This window comes from Paraburkholderia sp. A1RI_3L, assembly GCF_048957895.1.
Classification (GTDB): Bacteria; Pseudomonadota; Gammaproteobacteria; order Burkholderiales; family Burkholderiaceae; genus Paraburkholderia; species Paraburkholderia kururiensis.
This window is the reverse complement of sequence record NZ_JARCHA010000008.1, coordinates 93,823-116,266: the sequence shown is the minus strand read 5'-3', so window position 1 is coordinate 116,266 and position 22,444 is coordinate 93,823. Positions and strand designations below refer to the sequence as shown.

Here is a 22,444-nt window from a genome sequence, read left to right as displayed (position 1 = left end):
CGCGACGGTACACATGTACTCCATCCTGCCTGCGTTCGTATCCGCTCTATTTCTGGGGTTTGGGCTTTATGTGCTGCTCACCGAAGGCGTGACGCGCCTCTCGGTGCCATTTGCATTGATGTGCCTGACCACGTTCGCCTGGCAGGGCACGTGGGCGTTCCTGTTCCAGACGTCGAACCCCGAAGTGGCCGGCGTACTCGTCAAGTGCGGCTACTTCTTCATCCTGTTCCTGCCCACCACGTACTACCACTTCGTGACGGAAGTAGCGGCGCGGCGTGGGGAGCAGCCGCTTCTCGTCGCGTCGTACGGCGTTTCGGTGGTGCTCGCCATCCTGCTGCTGGTCACCGACGAGGTGATCTCGGGCTACGGCACGTTTTTCTTCGGCGATTACCCGCGCGCGGGGCGCCTGCATCCCGTGCACGTCGTGCAGACGGTGCTGCTTGCCATGCGCAGTGCATGGCTGCTGACTTCGGCGCGCAGCCAGTCGCGGGCGCGCGCGCGGCAGCGGCTGCTCGACCTGAGCCTCGTGAGTCTGGGTTTCTATTCGATTGCCGCCGTCGATTACGCCGTCAACTACGGCTGGCCGTTCTATCCGCCAGGGGTGTTGTTCATCGCGGTAAGCCTCGGCATTCTGGCCGTCACCATCGTGCGGCACGGGTTGATGCGGCCGTATCTGATTGCGGCCACCGTCGCTCACGAGGTGGCGACGCCGCTTGCCGCCATCGGCATGCACGCCGAGGAACTCGGCACCGCCTTGCCCGAACTGCTGCGCGGCTACCAGCTCGCGGTGCAGCACCAGTTGCTCGTGAACGGGCTGTACCCGGGGCAGTCGGAGCGGCTGCCCACGCTCGCCTCGGCGATCCAGCGTCAGGTGGACAGCACGAGCACGGTCGTGGAGATGTCGCTTGCCTCGTTCACGCTCGACCGGCTGGACCGCCGCAGCTTTGTGCCGCATGCCATTCACGAGTGCATCCAGGCCGCGCTCGACCGCTTTCCGTTCGCGGCCTCGGACCGCGAGCGCGTCGTGGTGGCGCCCATCGATCCGTCGCTGCGTTTTTCCGGTTCGGATTCGCTGATCATTTTCGTGATCTTCAATCTGCTCAAGAATGCCTTGCATGCGATCCAGCATGCGGGCAAAGGCAAGATCGAGATCAGCGCCGTGCTCGAGGGCGGCTATTGCGTGCTGCGCTTCAGCGACACGGGGCCGGGCATCGCCCCCGAGGTGCTGCCACATATCTTCGACCCGTTCTTCTCCACTAAGGGGCACGGCAACGGGGCTGGCATGGGGCTCGCGTTCTGCCGGCGCGTCTGCGAGGTGTTCGGCGGCGACATCGAGTGCGAATCGGTGCCCGGCGAGCACACCACGTTCACGCTGCGGCTGCCCGAGCCCGGGTCCTCGGCGGACCGCGCGCTGCACGATCCGCCGGGACGGTCCCGGCGCTGGGGCACGGGGCAGGGGTATGCCGGCTAGGCCGGCTTCAGGACTTCATGCCCGCCTGCCTTCACAGCCTCGCGTCCTCATGCCCTTGTGCCGTCACGCCGTGATGCCTTGAAGCCCGTAGCGGGCTTGGGCAGGTGATGGCGGATGGTCCGCTCAGCTCGCGAGCGGCGGCAGGATCAGCTCATATTCCTTGACGCGTTCGATGATGCCCGCGGGGAACCGCCGGATCCGCTTGTTCGTGCCCGAGAAAAGAATCTGCTGATAGCCGAGCGAGACGGGGCGTTCGTCCACGCAGAAGCGAAACAGCAGATACGCCGAGCACTGCCGCACCTGGAACGTGTTGAGGTAGCAGTCCACCCGCTGGAACGGGAACGTCTCTTCGACGTATTCCTGGTGTGCGCGCTTGGTGATGAACGCGCCGCCCGCGGCGAGCAGGTTGTTGTGCACGCACTCATGGAACCAGCGCTCGCGGCACACGCCTTGCCACTCGAAATAGCGTGCGAAGTAGGTGTTCTGGAAGGCATTCGAGTCCTTGAGGTAGATGTCGATAACGTGATGGAAGGTCTTGCAGGGACCGGACTCCATCATTTCCGGCGAAAGCATCGCGATACCGCGCGTGAGGGCCGGGGGAATCGTGTCTCGAACCAGCATGGGGAAACTCCTGAAACGAAAGGCTGCAGGCGGCAGCCGCGCGTTCCTTCCATAGGGAGGAACGCCCCATTCTGGCTTCCGAAAGCACTGTCAAAATTTTTGAGGGCGGCGCGAACGGTGCGGGAGCAGCGTTGAACGCGGCATGGCCCACACCTCGGCCAAACGGGGAGTTGCGCCGGGCGAGGATGCCGCCGGATAATCGTGGCGGTTTATCCGTCATTGGGCGGCAACGGCGTACTAAAACAACGATCGCCGGCCTGCGCGTCCCGTGACGTCCGTCCGGCGGGGGCAATGCGTGCGGTTCTGCATGCGCTCACAGGCACGCCGCACGGGCATTCACGTCAACCGGGGCATGCATGAATTTCTTCACCAGACAACCGTTGTTCTATCCCACGTCTGTCGTCTTCGTGGACGACAGCACCGACTTCCTGCATGCGTTGCAGGGCATCTTCGCCGACCGGCACCTGAACCGCTTTTTCACCGACCCTGCGGCGGCGCTGGACTTCCTGTCCTCACGTGCGCATGACGTGCCGCAGGAACGGTTCTCGGGAGCCGCCTATTCCGAGTTCGAAAAGAAAGGGGGCAACGCGTTCGGCCAGGACGCGCTGCATAACGAAGGGCGCTTCGAAGAGATCGCGGCCATCGTGGTGGATTACCAGATGCCGGGCATGGACGGCATCGAGCTGCTGTCGGCACTTTCCGGCATGGCGTGCGCCAAGGTGCTGCTTACTGGTACGGCGGACGAGCCGCGAGCCGTGGATGCATTCAACGACGGTCTGATCGACTTCTACCTGAAGAAGTCCGACGCCGGCATGTCGCGCAAGCTCACGTCGGCCATCGGGCAGGCGAAGCGCAAGCACTGCGCGCAGCGCGGGTACATCAGCGTTCACGACGTCGGCGCAGCCTATCGCGATGCGCGCACGCAGGCCGCGCTGAACGAGATCGCCGCGCGCGAGGGCGTTGTCGAGTATTACTGGCGGCCGGATCAGAACGCCGTGCTGATGTTCGACGCTGAGGGCGCGCCGAGCGTCTTTCTGGCCTGGGACGCGGCCGAATGGCAGTTCCAGTGTGAAGTCGTCACGGACGAAGGCGGTCCTCAAGCGTTGCGCGAAGCCATGGAGGCGCGCCGGCGCATGCCCGTGTTCTGGCCGTCGCAGGCGTACCGGCCAGGGCTTGCCGAGCCGCGCTTTGTCGCGCCCACGGCCATTGCCGACTGGGAAGGCGCTTTTTACGGCTGGACACGGCTGGATGCCGCGGCGGTGGAGCCCGGCGTCATGACGTTCGCGCGCTGGCGCGAGACGAGAGCGGCGACGCTGGCGTCGTCGTAACAGGCTGGTTCGGGATGCGGTTCAACGCGGCGCACAGCGGTTTGCGTTGCCGCGTGCGGCGCGGCGTGCCGGCATAAGGCGCGGCCGGCCGCCGCTCGCGTTGCAGCGCTGTCGCACACATTGGTCCGCTCAGCTTCCAAAGTAGAGCTGGCAGAAGCTGACCGGACCCACACACGAAGACATCGGCGTCTTCGCTTTCATGAACGTGTCAGGCAGGCCTGCGGCGCTCGATCCCGATACCGTGCCGCCCATGCTGCTCGCGGCATCCGCATGGCCATGGCTGTTCGCCTGCGCCACCTGTTGCTGATAGATCGGCGCGACGTCGGGGTACGAGGCGTCGGTGACGAAGCGCAGGCCGTTTTGCTCGGCCTGGACCAGTTCCGCACGTACTTCCGCGCGCGTCTTTTCCGCCGCGGACGCGGTCGTTGCGACACCGGCGGTCGCGAAGAGAGCCACTGCAAGGGCGATGAGTGAACGCGTTTTCATTTCGGTATCCTTAAGTAATGGATGGGGTGACCAGAGTCTGTGTTGCGGTACTCGGGAGAACACAGGCGAAGCGGGCTTTATTCCCGCATCGCGTTTTCAGGTTTTCCTGTGTGACGCCTGCGCGGGTGGCGTGGCGTCGGGCATGAAGCGCGGTTCAACGGGCGCTCATGCAACTGTGAACACAGGATTCGCGGCGGTTATTCCCGCCATTTTGCGGTGGAGAGAACAAACCGGTCGCTCATGCCCGGCCGAGGCGCACGGAAAGCGGTAGCCGGCGGGAGGAGAGGGGAGGCAGGAGAGAGGAGAGCGACGGGAGCGAGGGTCAACCTCGCCCCGAAGCGGAGCGCGGGCGCGAATCGAGTCACCCATGGGGCCGCCGATGAATCGCGGACCGCGCCTGATCAACCGCGTAAAACCAAAACGAATATGCGGCGGCTACCGCACTACCGCACTACCGGACTACCAGCCCCCTGTGCTGGCGATCCAGCGGCAACAGGCAGGTAGCCGCGTCAAGTCACATTGAATTGAATCAGGTCAAACCGCGTTGGCTGCCGTGAAGTTCTTGTACGCCGCGTACGACGACTTCTTCGTCACGCCGTCCGACAGCAGCACGCCGAAGTCGTCGCCGCCGCCCATGTCGATAAGCTCGTACATCATCACGCACTGCAGGTTGTACGTGGTGCGCAGCGAGTAGTACTCCTGCAGCGTGTTGGTCACGTAGGCCGCCTGGTTGGTCGACGTGTCGCCCGTGTAGTAGCCCCATTCCGTGATCCAGATCGGCACGCCGAACGAGGTCTGCAGGATCTGCAGCACGTTCGTGAGGCCCTGCGAGCCCGCACGCACGATGTCGCCCGAGGTTTCGTACCAGTGGTACATCGTGATGTCCCAGTGCACGGGCGTGGCGCCCGAGGTCGGCGTGGTGGTGCCGTTGGGCGTCTGGCCGTTCCACAGCATCTGCAGCGCGGTGTAGGCGAGCGGCACGCCCACGTTCACGCCGCACTTGATGTTCGGGTCCACAGACTTCACGCCGTCGATCATGCCGCGAATGATGCCGCGGAACGCCGGCCAGTACGACGGGTTGTAGTTGGACGGCGAGTTGCCCGCGCCGTTGCTGATGAGGCCCGTGGCGTCGAGTTCGTTGCCGCACTCGATGTAGCTGACAAGCCCCTTCAATACCTGCGCAATGGATTGCGCGAGCTGGTAGCCGTAGCTGTATGCCGTGCTCTCCGACGCGGTGAGGCTGTAGTTCATCGGGTTGATGCACGGCAGGATCGAGATGCCGCTGCCTTTGAACGCACCGTTCAGCGCGTTGGCCACCGTTTGTGCCATGCCCGCGTCCGCCACGTCCGCGCGATAGTTGGTGACGCCCAGGTCCTTGAGGATGGACACCTGCTGCGCGGCGGTCATCGATGCATACACGCCCGAGGTCCACGCGACGTGGCCGTTCATGCCGAAGAAGATCGGCCCGGGGGCCACGGCGGCAGCCGCGACGGTCGAGGCATTGCGCGGGTCCGTGGTCGCATTCCAGACGTTGTTCTGGTTGATGTACCAGTGGCCGCTCGCGTCGGCGGCGTAGATGGTGTGATTCCAGTACAGCAGCAGCGACGCCGCAACGGGGCACCCGGTATTCGCGCCGTTGCGCAGCACCGCGCCGTTGGCGAGGGTCCAGGGCATGCTGTTGCCGTCCGTGATTTCACGCTGCGGCGGAACGGTCGAGCCCGAGGCGGATTCGCGCGGATCGTAGGAGGCGACCCACGCGCTGTTGCGGTTCACGTACCAGAGGCCCGAGGCGTCCCAGGCGTAGATGGTGTGGTTCCAGTACAGAATCCACGAGGCGAGTACCGGGCAGCCCGTGTTCACGCCGGCGCGCAGCACCGCGCCGCCGCTCCAGGTCCAGCTCACGCCGTTGCCGTCCGTGATCGAGGCGGCGTTTGTCGGCACGACGGTGCCCGAGGCGGATTCGCGCGGATCGTTCGACGCTTTCCAGACGTTGTTGACGTTGATGTACCACGCGCCCGAAGCATTGGCTGCGTAGATCGTGCGGTTGTAATAGAGCACCACGGTGGCCGACACCGGGCAACCGGTGTTGGCGCCGGCGCGCAGCACGGCGCCGTTCGAGAGCGTCCAGGCCACGCCGTTGCCGTCGATGATCGAGGCCGCGGGCGGCACCGTGGTGCCCGACGACGATTCGCTCGGCGTGGCGGCCGCGATACGCTGGGACATCGAGGCGTTGGTGGCCGAAGCACTGCTGCCCGACGACGTTCCGCTGCCGCCCCCGCATGCGGCCAGCGCGAGGCTGCCGGCGCCGGCAAAGAGCCCGGCGAGGAAGCGGCGGCGCGTGGCCGGCCGGTTGCCGTCGATGGCGAAGCCCGGAATGGCCGGGACTACCGGAAGCGTCGCGCTTCCCACTGCGTGTTCTACCGAATGTGCTGTCTCTGTCGTCTTACCCACTTTCCACGCCTGTCGAGAAATTACCGAAGGCGCGCAGTATAGGGTCATCCTCTTTCCATTTATTACCGTGTTAATAAATCAAATAAAATTAGTAATAGAAGTCTCGGATCGGGTGGCTTCGCGAAATGTTATTTCTTCGGTACAAGTTGCTTGGTGCTGTTTGAAAGGCTTGGTAAGCGATTGATATGAAAAGACAAAAACATTGATGCGTGTTCTTTTTTACCTGGAACTTTTTTGTACGGCGGAGAAATAACGTCCCTTTTGCGTCTTCTGCTTTTATTTATACGATTAAAGCAATTCAATGTAACTTAATGTAAATGAGGGGTCGAAATCGGGAATGGCCGGGCATACCGAATTCGCGCTTCATCTCGTCTTGCTCCGGGGAGTGCAACCTCGCTAAACGGAGCGTCGGGGCTTGACTCATACGCCGTCGTCGACCAACCTCGTCGCATCGTTCGCATGAGGTTCACGCATGGCACTTCCCCTCGTTCGGCTGGCTTCCCTTGATCCGGTCCGCGGCTTCGTTGCGGTCGGCCGGCGCATGAGCATCACGCTCGCGGCACAGGATCTTTGCCTCACGCAATCGGCTGTGAGCCGCCAGGTGCAGGCGCTCGAGCAGATGCTGGGCGTCGCGTTGCTCAAGCGCGGTCATCGAACGGTTTCGTTCACGCCGGAAGGCGAGCGGCTCTTTCGCGCGGCGGACAGCGCCGTGCAGCAACTCCAGGACGTCTTCGAACTGCTGAGCCAGTCGAAGCAGCGGCGCCCCGTCACCATCACGGCGAGCATCGGCGTGGCCTCGCTCTGGCTGTTGCCGCGGCTCGGGCGCTTGCAGCAGCGCCTTCCCGGCATCGACGTGCGCTTCGCCGCCACGGACAAACCGCTCGATCTCCAGGCAGAGGGCGTCGATCTCGGCATTCGTTACGCGCCGGCGGCGAGGGCGCCGGCGAGCGCGCAACGTCTTTTCGAGGAAGCGATCGTGCCCGTGGCGCACCCGTCGCTCGCGGTGACGCAGCTCGATGCCGACACGCTCGCGCAGCACGTGCTGCTCGAATTCGACGGTGCGCGCCGGCCATTCCTGCAATGGCGCGACCACCTGGGTTCCATCGGACTGGCCGACGCGCCGGTTCGCAGCATCGTGCGATTCAACCAATACGATCAGGTCATTCAAGCCGCGCTCGCGGGGCAGGGCATCGCGCTGGGCCGCGTGCCGCTCGTGAGACCGTTGCTCGCCGAAGGCCGCCTCGCCGCGATTGGGCCGGACACGAACGGGCGCTCCACCGACTACGGCTACTGGCTCCATCAGGCCGACGAGCATCCGCGCGACGACGTGCGCGCCGTCGCAGCGTGGATCGTGAGCGAAGCGGAGTCTGGCGAGGCCTCTGGCACGTCGGGGCTGTAAACCTGCGCCCGGGTTTGCCCGGTTCGCATGCGTATGACGCATGCGATGCATGCCAAAGAATCGATTGAGACGTGGGGCTTCCAGGGCTCTAATGCGCCAACACGCGAACGCGTAAGGACGCTTGAACGAACCCTGAAGGAGACCACCGTGATCGAACCCGAAGCCGCCTGGCGGCGGCGCTGGCTGCTCGTGCTGGCGGGCGGCATTGTCATGGGCGCCGCCCTCGGCGTGCGCAACGTGCAGGGCCTTTTCCTGATGCCTGTGACACTGGACCATGGCTGGCCGCGCGAAGTCTTCGGCTTCGCGCTGGCGCTGCAGAACCTGCTTTGGGGCGTGTCGCAGCCTCTCACCGGCATGGTGGCCGACCGCTTCGGCTCGGCGCGCGTGATTGCCGCAGGCGCCGTGCTCTATGCCGTGGGACTGGTTGTGATGGCGCATTCCGCGACGGCCGGCTTCTATACCCTCGGCACGGGTCTATTGGTGGGCGTGGCGCTGTCGGGCTGCGCGTTCGGTGCGGTGTACGGCGCCCTGAGCCGGCTTTTTCCCGCGGACCGTCGCGGCTGGGCACTTGGCGTGGCCGGCACGATTGGCGGCCTCGGTCAGTTTTGCATGGTGCCGCTTGCGCAGGACATGCTGACGGGCATCGGCTGGCGCAATGCGACGGTCGTGCTCGCGATCGTCATGCTCACCACGGCGCCGCTCGCGGTGTTCCTGCGAGACCGCCCCGTTGCCGCTCACAACGCGAATGCCGATGGAACGACCGCTGGCGTGGCGGCGCAAACCATCGCGGCCGCCGTGCGCGAGGCGCTTACGCATCGCGGCTACTGGCTTCTCAACGTCGGCTTCTTCGCGTGCGGCTTCCAACTCGCCTTCATCGCTTCGCACATGCCGGCGTATCTGCTCGATCACGGTCTCACCGCGCGTCATGCGAGCACGGCGCTTGCCATCATCGCGCTCGCCAATACCGCCGGCACGTTCCTGTGCGGATACGCGGGTGGCTTCCTGCGCCGCAAATATCTGCTCAGTGCGATCTACTTCGTGCGCGCGGCCACGATGCTGCTGTTCGTCCTGCTGCCGCTCACGCCTGTGAGCCTCTATGTGTTCTCGTTCGTCATGGGACTGATCTGGCTCGGCACGGTGCCGCTCACGAACGGCATCGTCTCGCAGGTGTTCGGCGTGAGGTACATCACGACGCTATTCGGCTTTGTTTTTCTGGGCCACCAGCTAGGCAGCTTCTTCGGCGTGTGGCTGGGCAGCGTGGTGTATGACGCGACGCACTCGTACGATCTGCTCTGGTATGGCGCCGCGGCGCTGGGCGTGGTGGCCGGTGTGCTGCATCTGCCTATCGACGACGCACGCGTCGCGCAACGCGCGCGGCCTCTTGCTCAGGCGGCGTGATGAAAGTAGCCGCGCGCATCGTGCCGAGCGGCCCCGCAGCGCTGGCGATAATCGGCCTCGCTGCCTTCGCGGTCTTCATTGCGTGGTGCTTCGCGGGCTACCTCACACCCGCCGCGCTCGTTTCACTGCTCTCGGGCCTTTCGTTTTGCGGATGAAGCGCGGTGTGCACGCGGCCGCGCGGCTCACACCGCGCGCTTCTGTTCTCGAATGGCTGGCCCTTCTTCGGCGAGGTCCCAGAACAATCCCGCCATGATCTGCAGCGACTGGCGCGCGATGCTGCCAAGCAGATGCTCGTTCGGCGCGTGCTGGGAACAGGCCGCGTACGAGTGCGGCACCCACAGCGTGGGCAAGCCGAGGATGTGCGCGAAAACGTCGTTGGGTAGCGACCCGCCCAGGTTCGGCAGCAGCGCCGGCGTTTCGCCGGTGGTGTGCTGTATCGACGCGAGGCACCAGCGCACCCAGGGATCGTCGGGGTCGAGCCGCGTTGCCGCCATGCGTGTGCCGCGCTCGGTCACTTCGATCTCGGTGAAGCCGTACGCGTCCAGATGCTCGCGAAGGTGACGCACGAGGTTCTCCGTGTCCGTGCCCACGACGTAGCGCAACTGGCAATGCGCGACGGCGTGGCCCGGAATCGCATTCACGGGCGCATCGGGATTGCCGGTACGAAACGCGAGTATTTCCAGCGCATTCCACGCGAACACGCGTTCCACGGGCGTGAGGTCCGGCTCGCCCCAGGCAGGGTCGATCTCGGGATCGTTGGGGCCGCCGCCCACTTCGATGGAGCGCAGCGCCTCGCGCACGCTTTCCGGCAGTGTCTCGGGCAAGAGCCCTTTCACGAGAATGCGGCCGTGCGCATCGACCATTGTCGAGAGCGCGTTGGCGAGGCGAATGCCGGGGCTGCGCAGCAGTCCGCCCCAATTGCCCGAATGATGCGCGCCCTCGCGCAGCTTGATTTGCAGCGTGAAGTTGAAGTTGCCGCGCGAGCCGAGAAAGAGCGTGGGGCGCGTGGCCGCCACGCGCGGGCCGTCCGAGGCGATGAAGACGTCGGCAGCGAGCGCTTCGCGGTGCTGCGCGCACACCTCGGCGAGGCCTGGCGAGCCGGTTTCCTCGCCCATCTCGATGATCGCCTTCACGTTGTAGCCGAGGCGTCCGCCACGCGCTTCGATCACCTGTTCGAGCGCCGCGAGGTTGATGGTGTGCTGGCCCTTGTTGTCGGCGGTGCCGCGTCCGTACCAGCGGTCGCCGTCCACGACGACCCGCCAGGGGGCGAGTCCTTCGCGCCACTGCGCGTCGTGTCCGGGCACCACGTCGCCGTGCCCGTAGGTCAGCACAGTGAGCGCTGCCGGATCTTCGATGCGCTCGGCGAGCAGGAACGGGCTCTTGCCGGACACGGGGTTGTCGACGATGCGCGACGTGAAGCCGAGCGCCGCGAGCGCGGGCACCATGTGCTCGCGCAGATACGCATAGAGCGCGGGCTGCGAGTCGGGCAACTGGCTCTCGGTGCGCATGGCGACGCGCTCGTCGAGCACGTGCATGAAGCGGCCGTCGTCGAAGTAGGAAGTGGCCATGTCGATGGCGCGGCTACGGCTCATCGTGTCAGTCTCCAGATGGGGGCGATGCATGAAGCGCGTCGGGGCCGGGCAGGCCGAGCCCCGGCGCGGGCGTCAAGACCGAGGAAAGCAGCGTCCGTGTGTAGGGATGCTCGGGGTTCGAGAAAATCTGCTCGCAACTGTTCTGCTCGACGATGCTGCCGCGATACATCACGGCGACGCGGTCCGCGAGATGTTCCACCACGCCGAGGTCGTGGCTGATGAACAGATAGCTGAGCCCGAACTCCGCTTTCAGATCGAGCAGCAGATTGAGAATTTGCGCCTGCACGGAGACGTCGAGCGCCGACGTCGGTTCGTCGCAGATCAGGATGGCGGGCCGCAGGATCAGCGCGCGGGCAATCGCCACGCGCTGCCGCTGGCCGCCCGAAAGCTGATTCGGATATTGCCCGTGCGTGCGCTCCGGCATGCCGACGAGGTCGAGCATGCGTTTGACTTCGGCGGCCTGCTCTGCGGCAGTGCCGCGGTTGTGCAGCCACAGCGGCAACCCGACGATCTGCGCCACCGTTTTTCGTGGGTTCAGGGACGAGTAGGGATCTTGAAAAACCGGCTGGATTCGCTGCGCCAACTGCCGCGTGCCACGCGGATCGATCTGGCGGCCGTCCACGAGAATGCTGCCTGTGGTGGGTGTGACGAGACCCAGCAGCATCTTCGCGAGCGTGCTCTTGCCGCAGCCCGATTCGCCGACGAGGCCGAGCGTTTCGCCGCGATAGAGCCGCAGCGAGACGTCGTCCACGGCCTTCAATGGACGCGGCTTGCGAAAGAGCCCACGGCCCAGTTCGAACGTGCGGGTGAGTGCGCAGAGTTCGAGTGCGATGTCGCGGGTCTGGGCGGTCGCCGTGTTGACCTTGGCCATGCGCGGCGGCAGATCGGCTTGAGCCGGGCTGGCAGGCAACGAATGCGCAACGGCGTTCATGACGTCACCTCGGCAGTTGCGCCGGCGGAGAGCACACAACGGGAAAGATGCTGCGCGTCCACTTCGGCAAGCGCGGGCGTTTGCAGGCATGCATCGTGTGCCAGCGAACAGCGGTTGCGGAATGCGCAGCCCGAGAACTCGCCCACGAGCGACGGCACGACGCCCGGGATGGCTTCGAGCTTGCTGCCGGGCCGCGTCTTGCCGCGCACCGGAATGCAGTTGAGGAGTCCGCGCGTATAAGGATGGCTGGGCTGCGCGAAGAGATGCGGCGCAGATGCAGTTTCGACGATCTGCCCTGCGTACATTACGGCGACGCGATCTGCGATGCGCGAGACCACACCGAGGTCGTGCGTAATGAACAGCACGGCCGCGCCCATTTCCTGCTGCAACTCGCGCAGCATGTGCAGGATTTGCGCCTGAATCGTGACGTCGAGTGCGGTGGTGGGTTCGTCGGCCACGATCAGGTCGGGCTCGCACATCAACGCCATGGCGATCAGCACGCGCTGGCGCAGGCCGCCCGACAGCTGATGCGGATACTGGCCGAGCCGCTCAGCAGCATTCGTCACGCCTGTTCGCTCGAGCAGGTAGACCGCGCGATCGCGTGCCGCCCGGTGCGTCACCTTGCGGTGTTGCTGCAACGCTTCGCACAGCTGGTTGCCGAGCGTGTACGACGGGTTCAGCGACGTCATGGGCTCCTGAAAAATCATCGCAATGCGGTTGCCGCGCAGACGGCCCATGGCGCGATCGTCGAGCGCGAGCAGGTTGGTGCCGTCGAAGGCGAGACGTGTAGCGTGCCGCGTTGCGCGGCGCGGCAGCAAACCCATCAGCGCGAGCGACGTCATCGATTTACCGCAACCCGATTCGCCCACGATGCAAAGCGTCTCGCCGTGCGCAATTTGAAAGTCGATGCCGCGCACGGCGTGCAGCGTGCCGTTCGGTGTGGGCAGATCGACCCGCAGGTTTTCGACGTCGAGCAACAGGCTCATGGCTCGCTCCTTGTTGAGTGATCGTCTAGCGGCCGTCGGGCGTGGTGAGGTCGCGCATGCCGTCGCCCACCAGGTTGATGGCGAGCACGGTGAGCGCCAGCGCCGCGCCGGGAATGAGGATCACCCAGGGCTGGAAGAACATATACGTCTTGCCTTCTGAAATCATGAGCCCCCACGAGGGCATGGGCGGCGGCACGCCGAGACCGAGGAACGAGAGCGTGGCTTCGAGCAGGATGGCGTGAGCCATTTCGAGCGTCGCCACGACGATCAACGCACCCGCGATGTTCGGCAGCAATTCGCGCAGCAGAATGTACGGCGTGGAGGCGCCCACGGCGCGGGCGGCCGCGATGAACTCGGCGTCGCGCAACTGCTGTGCCACGGAGCGGGATACCACCGCGAAGCGGTCCCACAGCAACAGGCCCAGCAGCAGGATCACCGTCTTCAGCGACCCGCCGATCAGCGACGACATGGCGAGCGCCACGAGCACCACCGGCATGGCGAGCCGCGTGGTGATGAGGTAGCTGATCACCGCGTCGACGCGTCCGCCGAAGTAACCCGCCAGCACGCCGAGCGTGGTGCCGATCAGCGCGGAAAGCGACGCCGCGCATACGCCGATCACAAGCGACACGCGGGCGCCGTAGAGCAGCCGGCTCAGATAGTCGCGGCCCAGCTTGTCGGTGCCGAGCACGTGGAGCCAGCTGCCGCGCGGATTCCAGACGGGCGGCAGGAGCCGGCTTGCAAGATCCTGGGCATAGGGGTCGTGTGGCGCGAGGACCGGCGCCAGCGCCGCGGCGATGACGATAAGCGCAAGCAGCACCGCACCGACCACGAGACTGCGATGATCGAGTGCGCGGCCGAATACGCGCCGCAGAACATGCCGGCGCGGCGGCAAGGCGAGGGTGAGCGCGGGATAGTGCGGCGGAGGCGATGACATGGGCGGCTCCTAGCGCGTACGAAGGCGAGGGTCAAGCGCGGCGTTGGCGATATCGGCAAGAAACGTGAGGCCGATGTAGAACATCGCGATGATCAGTACGACTGCCTGAACGACGGGAAAGTCATTGCGCGAAATGGCGTCCCAGGCCAGCTGGCCGAGCCCTTGCAGCGAGAACACCGATTCGATCACCACGGACCCGCCCAGCATGAAGCCGAGTTCGACGGCGGCGAGCGCCACCACGGGAATCAGCGCGTTGCGTAGCGCATGGCGGATCACGACGCGTGCCGGCGTGAGACCTTTGGCGCGCGCGGTGCGGATGTAGTCGGCGCCGAGCACGTCGAGCATGCCGGTGCGCGTGAGCCGCATCATGGCTGGCGTGGCGTAGTAGCCCAGCGCAATGGCCGGGAGTACGAAATGCTGCCAGCTGCTGTTGCCCGCCACCGGCAGCCACTTGAGTCCCACCGCGAAGACGAGGATCAGCGTGAGGCCGAACCAGAAGCTCGGCATCGCCTGGCCGATCACCGCGACGAAAAGTGCGAGGCGGTCCACCCAGGTGTCCCGATACAGCGCGGCGGCCACACCGAGCGGAATCGCGACGAGTACCGCGATGGCAAGTGCGATGCCGCCCAGTTTCAGCGTGACGGGCAGCCGTTCCGCAATCAGATCGACCACCGACGACTGGAAGAAGAACGAGCGCCCGAAATCCAGATGAACCGCGTGCCAGAGCCAGTCCAGATACTGCGAGGTGACGGGACGGTCCAGTCCGAACTGGTGGCGCAGCGTTTCCACCTGCGCGGCGGTGGCTTCCGGTCCGGCGATGGCCGTGGCGAGATCGCCGGACAGGTGCAACAGCGCGAAGCTGATGATCGACACAGTCAGCGCGACCGCGATGGCGAGCGCGAGGCGGCGAAGCGTGTAGGCGAACATGGCTGGACCGGTGAGTGACGAATGGGTAGTCGCTGCGGTTGTGGTCGTGCGCCTACTTCCAGGAGGCTTCGTAGAAACGCGGCAACTCGTCCGGGTACGCCTTGAAGTTCAGTGACGAGGTGAACGCGTAGTTGGTCGAATACGAGAAGAGCGGCGCCCAGTAGGCCTGTTCGCTGATACGTGTGAGCGCCTTCGAGTAATTGACCTTGCGGATGCCCGCATCGTTCGAGGAGTCCGCGGTATCGAGCCACTTCTCCACGGTCGGGTCTTTGGCGCTGTCGTCTGGGCCGCCCTTGAAGTAGACGCTCGTGAACGCGGAGACGTCGTTCACCGAGAACGAGCCCCAGGCCTGGAACGTCATGGGCGTCTTGCCCGCGCGCTGCGCCGTGCGCAGCGCCGCGTATTGCAGGTAGTGAAGCCGCGCGTTGATGCCCACCTTGCGCAGGTCGCCGATCATCGCTTCGGCGTACTCGCGTTCGCGATACGCGTAGAGGTCGGTATCGAAGCCGTTCGGATAGCCTGCGGCCTTGAGCAGCTCGCGCGCCTTCGCCGGGTTGTACTCGTATTTCACGACGCCTGTCGTGTCACAGCCGAACTGGGTGCGAAAGCAGGCGGAGTAGACGGGCTGACTACCGCCGCGAACCAGGTTCCGGGTGAGCGAGGCACGGTCGATGGCGTAGTTCACGGCCTGGCGCACGCGCACGTCCTTGAACGGCGAATTGGATGCGGAAGTGCCTTGCGCATCCATGGAGAGGTAGCCGACGCGCATCGTCTCGCCGCCCACCACCGTGAGATTGGGCATCGACTTCAGCGAGTCGGCCTGGTCCGCAGGCACGCGCCAGATCCAGTCCACCGCGCCTGTCATGAGTTGCGCCGAGCGCGTTTCCGGATCGGGAATCACGACGAACTTGATCGTGCCGATTTTCGGTGTGCCGAGCGGGCTGTTCTTGAAATAGTTCGGATTCTTGACCATCGTTACGCCGACACCGGGCGTGACTGCGGTAATGCGATAAGGACCCGTGCCGACAGGTGCCTTGCTGAACCCTTCGAGCCCGACCTTCTTGAAGTACGCGGCCGGATAGATGGGCGTAGGACCCGAAAGATATTCGAGCGCGGCCGGGAAGGGCGCCTTCAGGTTGACGCGCACCTGATAGTCGCTGATCTTCTCTGCGTTCTTGATCCAGTCGGTGTTTTGCCGCGTCACGACCTTCGAGTCGGGCGAGACGACGTAGTTGAAGGTGAACACGACGTCGTCCGCGGTGAAGTGGTCGCCGTTCTGGAAGTTCACGTCGTGGCGCAGGTCGAGCACGAGCGAGGTGGGCGACTCCCACTTCCAGGCCGTAGCGAGTTCGGGCTTGTAGGCGCCCGTGGTGGGGTCGCGGTAGATCAGCGTGTCCCACACCATGTGCGCGACGATCACGCCTTCGCGCAGGTTGTTGTGGTACGGCGAGATGTTCTCGGGTTCGCTGTCGGACGCGTAGACGAGCGTGTCGTTCGCCTTGCCGGCGTACGCACTAACAGGCGCAAAGAGCGCAAGGGACAGCGAGAGACATGCGCCGGCGGCGAGTGCGAACGCCCGGGTGCGACGGGTCATGGCGAGACTCCTGTGAACGCGGTGAATGTCCAAAGCGTTGCAATGACCCACCGGTGTGCCGGCGCGTCATACGACCGTGCACCAAGACTAATCGGTGAATTTTGTTGCGACTATTATGGAAACAATAAATCTGCGTTGCCGAAATGGCACGGCAGGGCACGGCAGCGTATTGCCCAGCGGCGACCGCGTTCGAAGCACAAGCGAACCACCGGCAAAAGGGACACGATGAAACATCACCACCTTCAGGAAACGGCGCTTCGTTACTTTCTCGAAGTCGTGCGGGCCGGCTCGATCAGCGAGGCTTCCACTCGCCTGAACGTTGCCGGTTCCGCGATCAGCCGGCAGATCGCACATCTCGAGGACGTACTGGGCACGCCGCTCTTCGAGCGACGCTCGCGCGGCATGGTGGCAAGCGCGGCCGGCGAAATGCTCGCGGTCTACGCGTTGCGCACAGCACTGGAGGCGGACCGGCTCGTTCAGGACATCGACGCATTGCAGGGGTTGCGGCGCGGACAGGTGCGGGTCGCGACGTCGGAAGGATTCGCCATCGAGTTTCTGCCGCAAACCATTGCCGAGTTTCGCAAGAAGTATCCGGGCATCGTCTTTCACACGGCTGTGTGCGCGCCCGCCACAGTCTCGCGGCGCGTGCGCGAAGGCGAGACCGACATCGGCGTTACGTTCAGCCGCACCCCGCAAAGCGACATCAAGATCGAGCACCGCGAGCCTGCGCCAGTGATGGCCGTCATGCGGCGCGACCATCCGCTCGCGCGTTTTCCGCAGGTGTCGCTCGCGCAGCTTTGCGCGTGGCCGCTGGCGTTGCCGGACACGAGCACGACCATCCGCCAGCTCTTCGACGTGGTGTCGAGCCAGCAGCGGCTCGCTATCGAACCCGTGATGGTCAGCAACTACATCGTGTCGCTGCACAACTTTGCGCTGGCCTCGGACGCGGTCTCGATCTCAGGCGAAGTCACCGTCCGCTCGCGACAGGTGCGGGGCGAGATGGCGCTCGTACGCATCAGCGATCGCGGCATGGACGCGCGCAGCATCGAACTGCAGACGCTCGTGGGACGCACGCTGCCCAAGGTGGTGCAGTTGTTTCTGGAGTTCTTGCGCGCGCAACTCGCGAATATCGGCGCAAAGGCAGACAGCGCTTCGTGAGAGCGCAGCAAGACCCGCGCGAACGCGCTCAGGCGCAGCGTGCGAAGCGTGAACGCACGCCTGCAGGGTGGTGCGACAGCTATCGGGTGGCGATGGCGGCGGCTGCGCCCGCCATCATCGTCGCGCTCACGCGGTTGGCGATCTTCACGGCGCGGCGGTTCGTCAGCAACTTGCGCGCGCGAGCCGCCACCACGGTCCACCCGAAGTCCACCATCATCAGGACGATCAGCATGGTTGCCGTCAGTTCGAGCCACGCTACCGTGCCCACGCGTGAGAGGTCCACGATGGTGGGCAGCAGCGCGAGATAGAAGACCATGATCTTCGGATTGCCAAGCGTCACCATCAGTCCCGCCACGAACATGCGCCATGGCGACTGGCCACGCGGCAGCGCGCTTTCGCGCACGTCGGCGGGCGCGTGCCACATCTTCCACGCGAGATAAAGCAGATAGGCGACGCCCGCGAATTTCACGGCCATGAATGCAAGGGCGAACGTATGGGCGAGCACGGCGAGCCCCGTCACCGCGCAGGTCAGCCACAGCGCTTCGCCAATCCACATGGCGGCCAGAAAGGGCAACACGTCGCGCACGCCATTGGTGAGCACGCGTGCGACGAGCGCAGCGATGCTGGGGCCGGGCGAGCCGGCGGCCACGATCAGCGCGAGTGCGAATACGGACAGACCTGAGAGTGTCATTGAGGTGTCTCCATGCCGGACGCTGCCTGTGGTGGGCGCGTGGTTGCGGGGTGGCATCGGCGCCTGAAGGCGAGCGGAGGTGGAGGTCCGCTTCGAGGCCGTGGCGAAATGGTAATACAGCCCGCTCGTGGGCGTTTCGCCGTTATTGTTGTGATGGGGCAGCCGGCAAGGTGTTGACGGCGAGGGGCGGCTGGCGACGGTTAGCGCGTCGCCGTGCCGCGTTCGCCTGTCTACGATTAACTTCTACTCAGTACAGTTTCTTTGGCGGCAACGATCGCTTGATCTGTTTTCGCAGCCGGGCGACCGCCGCGCCCTTCTTCCGTTTGCGCTTCGCCGTGGGCGTTTCATAGGCCATTCTGGCGCGCAATTCCTTGAGAAGACCGGTGTTCTCGATGGAACGTCGGAAGCGACGCAGTGCAACCTCTACGGGCTCGTTCAGCTTGGGGGTTACGGTAGTCAATTCTTTCCTGGATATGAGTTGGCATGGTGAATCATCTGGGCATCCGCGGCGGCGATGCATTGCGCCATCGACATTGAACGACATTCGACGGGAAGCCACTGTCTGTACGGCGCCTCCTGTGCCCGGCGTTTTTGCTCCCCGGCCGCACGATATTCACCCGAGCCGGGGGATACGATTCGGATTCCGATCGAATGCAGTGCGGAGTGCGGCGCTGCTGCTGAAGCGCACTATACGCATGATGCCTGAGTGTGTAACGCTATTTCCTGCTCAAATTACCGGCAATTCCGCATCTTTCGTGCTGTTACGTTTGGCGACGTGAAATGAGTTGACCCGGTCGGGCGATCCGCGTATCTTACGCCGCTGAAGTATTCAGGAAGTTCAATTGGTGTCGTCTCTTGTCCGCCATTTGCGCGGAGTTCGTTTTCCTCTTTCTCCCTCTTGGTGCTTCCCCGCTGCCCCGTGGCACGGGAATGATCAATTTATTTTTTTGAGGGATTCATCATGAATACCGGTACGGTCAAATGGTTTAACGAAGGTAAGGGTTTTGGTTTCATCACGCCGGATGAAGGCGGCCCCGACCTGTTCGCGCACTTCTCGGAAATCTCCGGCGACGGTTTCAAGACGTTGGCTGAAAACCAGAAGGTCAGCTTCGAAACGAAGCGTGGCCCGAAGGGCCTTCAGGCGTCCAACATCAAGCCGCTGTAAAAGTCTTTCGAGCGTTCGCCGCACTCGCCGCGAACGCTTTCTCATCGTATTCCTCGACCGTTTTCGGCGGGGAATACACCTCAGGTTGCATCCCCCAAGGCTGGTTCTCCGATCTGAATAGATCTGCGTTCCTTTACGGAAAGGCGCGGTCGCACACCCATGTTTAATTTCATCACCAATAATGCAAATTTCTTCCACCAGACAATACCGCGGTTATGCGGTTTCGCCGTCTGCTCGCTGTTTGCCTGACGGCTGTTTTTCCTCAAACGTATTGCTCTCGCGGTCCGACGTCCATTCCGGATCAGCGGTTTACGAGTTTTATTCGATCGGATATTTCAGTTCCGAAGAAGACGCCATCGGCTACTCTGACCGATGGGCGCGCGACTGGATCGATACGCGCGGCTGACGCCTCGCTGTCTACACAGATCGCCGATCGCGCGTCGCTTAGCCGAAACGCGCGTCCAGCCACTCCTGTGCCCAGATTTTTGCGTACGCAACAGCGTCTTCGCGTACGTCGAACCCCGCCAGATCGCCGCTCGTATGAATGTCGCATGCGCTACCGTCCGCGCGGCTAGTGCTGATGCGGGCGTGCGCGATGTATTCGCCGTCGGCCCGACGTGGTGTGGGGTCAATGGTGAATCGCGTCGAATTGAAGTGCATGTGCTTTCCTTGCCTGGCTGCCGCGGCCGCGGCCGCGGCCGCGGGTGCGAAGATCGCCCCTGGCCCCTGTTCACGCCTGCAGATCGAGAACGTTCGTGTTCAGAGGGCAGGTATCGATGAGGTGTTCCGCGTACGCGGTCGATGCACGCCTCGCGTCGCCGGCGTTCCGGAAGGGCGTTGCGCTCGACAGCCTGAATACGCGGCTGCGCGATATCCCGTTCGAGCTTCCTGGTTCCTGGATTCGTACAGCAGCGTCGAACCCTTCGTCGTAGTTATGCCCCAACCCGGGCTCGGTTGCGCGATGCGGATAGACCAGCGGATAAATTTCCAGACCGCGATAAAGACGCAAACCTGTTGTCATGGGATACCTTTGAGGCCGCATCACCACGCGGCGGAGGGGAGGGTGTGTGAGCGGCCGGATTCAGTGTTCACACGATCGGCCGGTTTGTTCGGCCCGCAAGGAAGGCGCGTGGCCGATTCCCATTCGACAGGAGACGGGCGGGGCGCCGGGAACGGACGAGGGGCAATCGACCGCCTCATGCTACGCCCATTGCCCGATTTGTACAGCGGAAATTCTGGAGCTATCGCGGCGGTCGCGAAGCGGGAGAAGAGCATCGACCGCCGGCGTCTACGCTGCATCACGCGCGCAGACGAGGTTGCAGCCGGCGCTCTCGTGCCTTCGCGTCTCAGCGGCGGCGAAAGGCTGCGCGTTGCGCTGTGCCGCCGCTGCGCTCGTCTTTGTGCCGGAAATTGATCCGGCCTTTCGTCAGGTCATACACCGACAGTTCCAGCGTGACGCGGTCGCCCGCAAGAATGCGGATGTGGTTCTTGCGCATACGGCCCGATGCGTAGGCGCCCACCACGACGCCATTGTCCAGCGTGACGCGGTAGCGGCTGTCCGGCAGCACTTCGTCAACGATACCGTCGAGTTCAAGCAATTCTTCTTTAGCCATTCAAGGTTCCTGGTCAATGGGCGCGGCACCGGTCGAGATGCCGCACGGGGAAGAAGCCACGAGCGTTGTACAACATGCGCTCGCGCGGGAATGGAAAGCCTGCGGTCTGCTGGTGCCCAGCGTCCGGAATGGATCTCACGGGCGCCGCCCGTCCAGGCGGCGAAGCGCGTGCGCGAGGGAATGGGAAGCCGCGGTGGCCCTTAATGCCGGGCCAATGGAAGTCAGGACGTACAGTTTTGAGAGGCTGCTGCCGGCCTCACTGCACGATCGTTCAAGGGGACATTCACAACGAACCGCACATGTCTTGTTATGTGCTGTTCGAAGCAACTTGAATCCACATTGTAACCGAAGAGCGCCGTTTTCACCGCGCTGCCGCGCACAGGCCCGTCACAGCTGCCTGCGGCGGGCCGTGCAAACGGCGGTTCACCACGCAACGTGCGAAAAGAAGCGTGGCCCGAATACATCGAGCCACGCCTTTCTTCCACAACAACAGCCTTCACATCCAGACGGATCCGCACGATAGTGCAGCCGCGCTGCGCTTATGCCGCCTGTTCGTCCAGCGACGGGTAATCCGTGTAGCCCGTCTCGCCACGCGCATAGTAGGTCGCCGGATTCGGCGCATTGAGCGGGGCGTTCTGGGCAAAGCGTCGCGGCAGATCCGGGTTCGCGATGAAGAGTTGACCCCATGCCACGGCATCGGCTTCGCCCGCGTCGAGCACCTGTTGCGCGGTTTCCTTCGTGAATTTCTCGTTGGCGATGTACGGGCCGCCGAACGCTTCCTTGAGCATGGGGCCGAGCCGGTTGTCACCCAGCGATTCGCGGGCGCAGATGAAGGCGATCTTGCGCTTACCCAGTTCACGCGCCACATAACCGAACGTTGCCGGCGGATTCGAATCGCCCATCGTATGGCTGTCGCCGCGCGGCGCAAGGTGCACGCCCACGCGCGAGGCGCCCCAGACGTCGATGCAGGCGTCCGTGACTTCGAGCAGCAGTCGCGCGCGGTTTTCGATCGAGCCGCCATAGGCGTCCGTGCGGTGGTTCGTGCTGTCTTGCAGGAACTGGTCCAGCAGATAGCCGTTGGCCCCGTGCACTTCGACACCGTCGAAGCCTGCGGCCCTGGCGTTTTCCGCGCCCTTGCGATAGGCGGCCACGATGCCCGGAATCTCGTCGAGCGAGAGCGCTCGCGGCGTCACGTATTCGCGGATGGGGCGCACGAGGCTGACGTGACCTTGCGGCGCGATCGCGCTCGGTGCAACGGGCAATTCGCCGTTGAGGAAGATCGGATCCGAGACGCGGCCCACGTGCCACAGCTGCAGGAAGATCTTGCCGCCGGCGGCATGCACGGCTTCGGTCACGAGCTTCCAGCCTTCCACCTGTTCCTGCGACCAGATGCCCGGCGTATCCGCATAACCCAGGCCTTGCGGCGTGACGGACGTGGCCTCGCTGATGATGAGGCCTGCCGTTGCGCGCTCGGCGTAGTACCGCGCCATGAGCGCGTTCGGCACGCGTTCTTCGCCCGCACGCTGACGCGTGAGCGGCGCCATGATGATGCGGTTGGGCAGGGTGAGATCGCCAATCTGGATCGGGTCGAAAAGAGTTGCCATGTTGTGTTCACCTGTGGAGGCGGGCACGCGGCCCGCGGCTGGGTAAAGTGATTAGGGGATTAGCGCAGTGTTTGGCGCGGTGACGAGCTTGATAA

The 22,444-nt window shown here is 64.2% G+C and carries 22 protein-coding genes; 8 read left to right on the top strand and 14 right to left on the bottom strand.

What is annotated here, in order from left to right; genetic code table 11:
- Positions 1-13 precede the first annotated feature (13 nt).
- On the top strand, positions 14-1,471 hold the full coding sequence (locus PXJ20_RS21240; protein WP_421031075.1) for an ATP-binding protein: 1,458 nt from the start codon (positions 14-16) through the stop codon (positions 1,469-1,471).
- A 123-nt stretch (positions 1,472-1,594) separates the two neighbouring features.
- On the opposite strand, the gene PXJ20_RS21235 is transcribed toward PXJ20_RS21240, so the two are convergent.
- Positions 1,595-2,092 (bottom strand): acyl-CoA thioesterase, encoded by a 498-nt coding sequence (locus PXJ20_RS21235; RefSeq protein ID WP_421031074.1) that lies wholly within the window; start codon positions 2,090-2,092, stop codon positions 1,595-1,597.
- A 356-nt stretch (positions 2,093-2,448) separates the two neighbouring features.
- Between PXJ20_RS21235 and PXJ20_RS21230 the strand changes: the two genes are divergently transcribed.
- Positions 2,449-3,420: a response regulator gene (locus PXJ20_RS21230; protein WP_277599503.1), complete on the top strand. Its 972-nt coding sequence runs from the start codon at positions 2,449-2,451 to the stop codon at positions 3,418-3,420.
- A 129-nt stretch (positions 3,421-3,549) separates the two neighbouring features.
- On the opposite strand, the gene PXJ20_RS21225 is transcribed toward PXJ20_RS21230, so the two are convergent.
- Together PXJ20_RS21225 and PXJ20_RS21220 are read right to left on the bottom strand one after the other, a co-directional pair.
- Positions 3,550-3,906: a DUF4148 domain-containing protein gene (locus tag PXJ20_RS21225; RefSeq protein WP_126876417.1), complete on the bottom strand. Its 357-nt coding sequence runs from the start codon at positions 3,904-3,906 to the stop codon at positions 3,550-3,552.
- A 534-nt stretch (positions 3,907-4,440) separates the two neighbouring features.
- Positions 4,441-6,357 (bottom strand): hypothetical protein, encoded by a 1,917-nt coding sequence (locus PXJ20_RS21220; RefSeq protein ID WP_421031073.1) that lies wholly within the window; start codon positions 6,355-6,357, stop codon positions 4,441-4,443.
- 472 nt (positions 6,358-6,829) lie between these two features.
- On the opposite strand from PXJ20_RS21220, the gene PXJ20_RS21215 reads away from it, so the two are divergent.
- From PXJ20_RS21215 to PXJ20_RS21205, 3 genes are all read left to right on the top strand, one after another.
- The gene (locus PXJ20_RS21215) at positions 6,830-7,756 is read left to right on the top strand and encodes a LysR substrate-binding domain-containing protein (RefSeq protein WP_126876416.1); all 927 of its coding nucleotides are present in this window, start codon (positions 6,830-6,832) and stop codon (positions 7,754-7,756) included.
- Positions 7,757-7,903: 147 nt separating this feature from the next.
- On the top strand, positions 7,904-9,154 hold the full coding sequence (locus PXJ20_RS21210) for an MFS transporter (protein ID WP_017777508.1): 1,251 nt from the start codon (positions 7,904-7,906) through the stop codon (positions 9,152-9,154).
- The gene (locus tag PXJ20_RS21205; protein ID WP_017777509.1) at positions 9,154-9,309 is read left to right on the top strand and encodes a hypothetical protein; all 156 of its coding nucleotides are present in this window, start codon (positions 9,154-9,156) and stop codon (positions 9,307-9,309) included. The genes PXJ20_RS21210 and PXJ20_RS21205 overlap by 1 nt, the downstream gene beginning before the upstream one ends.
- A gap of 27 nt (positions 9,310-9,336) precedes the next feature.
- On the opposite strand, the gene PXJ20_RS21200 is transcribed toward PXJ20_RS21205, so the two are convergent.
- From PXJ20_RS21200 to PXJ20_RS21175, 6 genes are read right to left on the bottom strand one after another with little or no spacing between them, the layout of a single operon-like run.
- A complete protein-coding gene (locus PXJ20_RS21200; RefSeq protein ID WP_421031072.1) occupies positions 9,337-10,746 on the bottom strand; it encodes a M20 family metallopeptidase in 1,410 nt (469 codons plus the stop codon).
- Between the two features lie 4 nt (positions 10,747-10,750).
- Positions 10,751-11,617, bottom strand: coding sequence for an ATP-binding cassette domain-containing protein (locus PXJ20_RS21195; RefSeq protein WP_421032591.1), 867 nt, complete (start codon positions 11,615-11,617; stop codon positions 10,751-10,753).
- 56 nt (positions 11,618-11,673) lie between these two features.
- Positions 11,674-12,663 (bottom strand): ABC transporter ATP-binding protein, encoded by a 990-nt coding sequence (locus tag PXJ20_RS21190; RefSeq protein WP_421031071.1) that lies wholly within the window; start codon positions 12,661-12,663, stop codon positions 11,674-11,676.
- Between the two features lie 25 nt (positions 12,664-12,688).
- Entirely contained in the window at positions 12,689-13,597 is a 909-nt protein-coding gene (locus PXJ20_RS21185) for an ABC transporter permease (protein ID WP_421031070.1), read from the bottom strand.
- A 9-nt stretch (positions 13,598-13,606) separates the two neighbouring features.
- A complete protein-coding gene (locus PXJ20_RS21180; RefSeq protein ID WP_421031069.1) occupies positions 13,607-14,524 on the bottom strand; it encodes an ABC transporter permease in 918 nt (305 codons plus the stop codon).
- A gap of 52 nt (positions 14,525-14,576) precedes the next feature.
- The gene (locus tag PXJ20_RS21175; protein ID WP_421031068.1) at positions 14,577-16,118 is read right to left on the bottom strand and encodes an ABC transporter substrate-binding protein; all 1,542 of its coding nucleotides are present in this window, start codon (positions 16,116-16,118) and stop codon (positions 14,577-14,579) included.
- A 225-nt stretch (positions 16,119-16,343) separates the two neighbouring features.
- Between PXJ20_RS21175 and PXJ20_RS21170 the strand changes: the two genes are divergently transcribed.
- Positions 16,344-17,276 carry a LysR family transcriptional regulator gene (locus PXJ20_RS21170; protein ID WP_017777516.1) on the top strand — a complete coding sequence of 311 codons (933 nt, stop codon included), beginning with the start codon at positions 16,344-16,346 and terminating at the stop codon, positions 17,274-17,276.
- A gap of 79 nt (positions 17,277-17,355) precedes the next feature.
- Here PXJ20_RS21170 and PXJ20_RS21165 read toward each other — a convergent pair whose 3' ends face one another.
- The gene (locus PXJ20_RS21165) at positions 17,356-17,967 is read right to left on the bottom strand and encodes a LysE family translocator (RefSeq protein WP_017777517.1); all 612 of its coding nucleotides are present in this window, start codon (positions 17,965-17,967) and stop codon (positions 17,356-17,358) included.
- 247 nt (positions 17,968-18,214) lie between these two features.
- On the bottom strand, positions 18,215-18,427 hold the full coding sequence (gene rpsU / locus PXJ20_RS21160; RefSeq protein WP_413214367.1) for a 30S ribosomal protein S21: 213 nt from the start codon (positions 18,425-18,427) through the stop codon (positions 18,215-18,217).
- Positions 18,428-18,928: 501 nt separating this feature from the next.
- Here rpsU and PXJ20_RS21155 point away from each other — a divergent pair.
- Positions 18,929-19,132 (top strand): cold-shock protein, encoded by a 204-nt coding sequence (locus tag PXJ20_RS21155; protein WP_017777519.1) that lies wholly within the window; start codon positions 18,929-18,931, stop codon positions 19,130-19,132.
- A 181-nt stretch (positions 19,133-19,313) separates the two neighbouring features.
- Positions 19,314-19,538 (top strand): hypothetical protein, encoded by a 225-nt coding sequence (locus PXJ20_RS21150; RefSeq protein ID WP_421031067.1) that lies wholly within the window; start codon positions 19,314-19,316, stop codon positions 19,536-19,538.
- 38 nt (positions 19,539-19,576) lie between these two features.
- Here PXJ20_RS21150 and PXJ20_RS21145 read toward each other — a convergent pair whose 3' ends face one another.
- The 3 genes from PXJ20_RS21145 to PXJ20_RS21135 form a co-directional block, all read right to left on the bottom strand.
- The gene (locus PXJ20_RS21145; protein WP_017777520.1) at positions 19,577-19,792 is read right to left on the bottom strand and encodes a hypothetical protein; all 216 of its coding nucleotides are present in this window, start codon (positions 19,790-19,792) and stop codon (positions 19,577-19,579) included.
- Positions 19,793-20,478: 686 nt separating this feature from the next.
- A complete protein-coding gene (infA, locus tag PXJ20_RS21140; protein WP_017777522.1) occupies positions 20,479-20,745 on the bottom strand; it encodes a translation initiation factor IF-1 in 267 nt (88 codons plus the stop codon).
- A gap of 539 nt (positions 20,746-21,284) precedes the next feature.
- A complete protein-coding gene (locus PXJ20_RS21135; RefSeq protein WP_126876409.1) occupies positions 21,285-22,349 on the bottom strand; it encodes an alkene reductase in 1,065 nt (354 codons plus the stop codon).
- Positions 22,350-22,444 lie beyond the last annotated feature (95 nt).

What these genes read in the sequence shown, in the direction of transcription:
- PXJ20_RS21200 (WP_421031072.1), bottom strand. Translation starts at nt 10,746, where the DNA reads ATGAGCCGTAGCCGCGCCATCGACATGGCCACTTCCTACTTCGACGAC.
- PXJ20_RS21190 (WP_421031071.1), bottom strand. Translation starts at nt 12,663, where the DNA reads ATGAGCCTGTTGCTCGACGTCGAAAACCTGCGGGTCGATCTGCCCACA.
- infA (WP_017777522.1), bottom strand. Translation starts at nt 20,745, where the DNA reads ATGGCTAAAGAAGAATTGCTTGAACTCGACGGTATCGTTGACGAAGTG.
- PXJ20_RS21240 (WP_421031075.1), top strand. Translation starts at nt 14, where the DNA reads ATGTACTCCATCCTGCCTGCGTTCGTATCCGCTCTATTTCTGGGGTTT.
- PXJ20_RS21165 (WP_017777517.1), bottom strand. Translation starts at nt 17,967, where the DNA reads ATGACACTCTCAGGTCTGTCCGTATTCGCACTCGCGCTGATCGTGGCC.
- PXJ20_RS21150 (WP_421031067.1), top strand. Translation starts at nt 19,314, where the DNA reads ATGCAAATTTCTTCCACCAGACAATACCGCGGTTATGCGGTTTCGCCG.
- PXJ20_RS21170 (WP_017777516.1), top strand. Translation starts at nt 16,344, where the DNA reads ATGAAACATCACCACCTTCAGGAAACGGCGCTTCGTTACTTTCTCGAA.
- PXJ20_RS21195 (WP_421032591.1), bottom strand. Translation starts at nt 11,617, where the DNA reads ATGGCCAAGGTCAACACGGCGACCGCCCAGACCCGCGACATCGCACTC.
- PXJ20_RS21230 (WP_277599503.1), top strand. Translation starts at nt 2,449, where the DNA reads ATGAATTTCTTCACCAGACAACCGTTGTTCTATCCCACGTCTGTCGTC.
- PXJ20_RS21205 (WP_017777509.1), top strand. Translation starts at nt 9,154, where the DNA reads ATGAAAGTAGCCGCGCGCATCGTGCCGAGCGGCCCCGCAGCGCTGGCG.
- PXJ20_RS21185 (WP_421031070.1), bottom strand. Translation starts at nt 13,597, where the DNA reads ATGTCATCGCCTCCGCCGCACTATCCCGCGCTCACCCTCGCCTTGCCG.
- PXJ20_RS21155 (WP_017777519.1), top strand. Translation starts at nt 18,929, where the DNA reads ATGAATACCGGTACGGTCAAATGGTTTAACGAAGGTAAGGGTTTTGGT.
- PXJ20_RS21180 (WP_421031069.1), bottom strand. Translation starts at nt 14,524, where the DNA reads ATGTTCGCCTACACGCTTCGCCGCCTCGCGCTCGCCATCGCGGTCGCG.
- PXJ20_RS21175 (WP_421031068.1), bottom strand. Translation starts at nt 16,118, where the DNA reads ATGACCCGTCGCACCCGGGCGTTCGCACTCGCCGCCGGCGCATGTCTC.
- PXJ20_RS21135 (WP_126876409.1), bottom strand. Translation starts at nt 22,349, where the DNA reads ATGGCAACTCTTTTCGACCCGATCCAGATTGGCGATCTCACCCTGCCC.
- PXJ20_RS21215 (WP_126876416.1), top strand. Translation starts at nt 6,830, where the DNA reads ATGGCACTTCCCCTCGTTCGGCTGGCTTCCCTTGATCCGGTCCGCGGC.
- PXJ20_RS21145 (WP_017777520.1), bottom strand. Translation starts at nt 19,792, where the DNA reads ATGCACTTCAATTCGACGCGATTCACCATTGACCCCACACCACGTCGG.
- PXJ20_RS21225 (WP_126876417.1), bottom strand. Translation starts at nt 3,906, where the DNA reads ATGAAAACGCGTTCACTCATCGCCCTTGCAGTGGCTCTCTTCGCGACC.
- PXJ20_RS21235 (WP_421031074.1), bottom strand. Translation starts at nt 2,092, where the DNA reads ATGCTGGTTCGAGACACGATTCCCCCGGCCCTCACGCGCGGTATCGCG.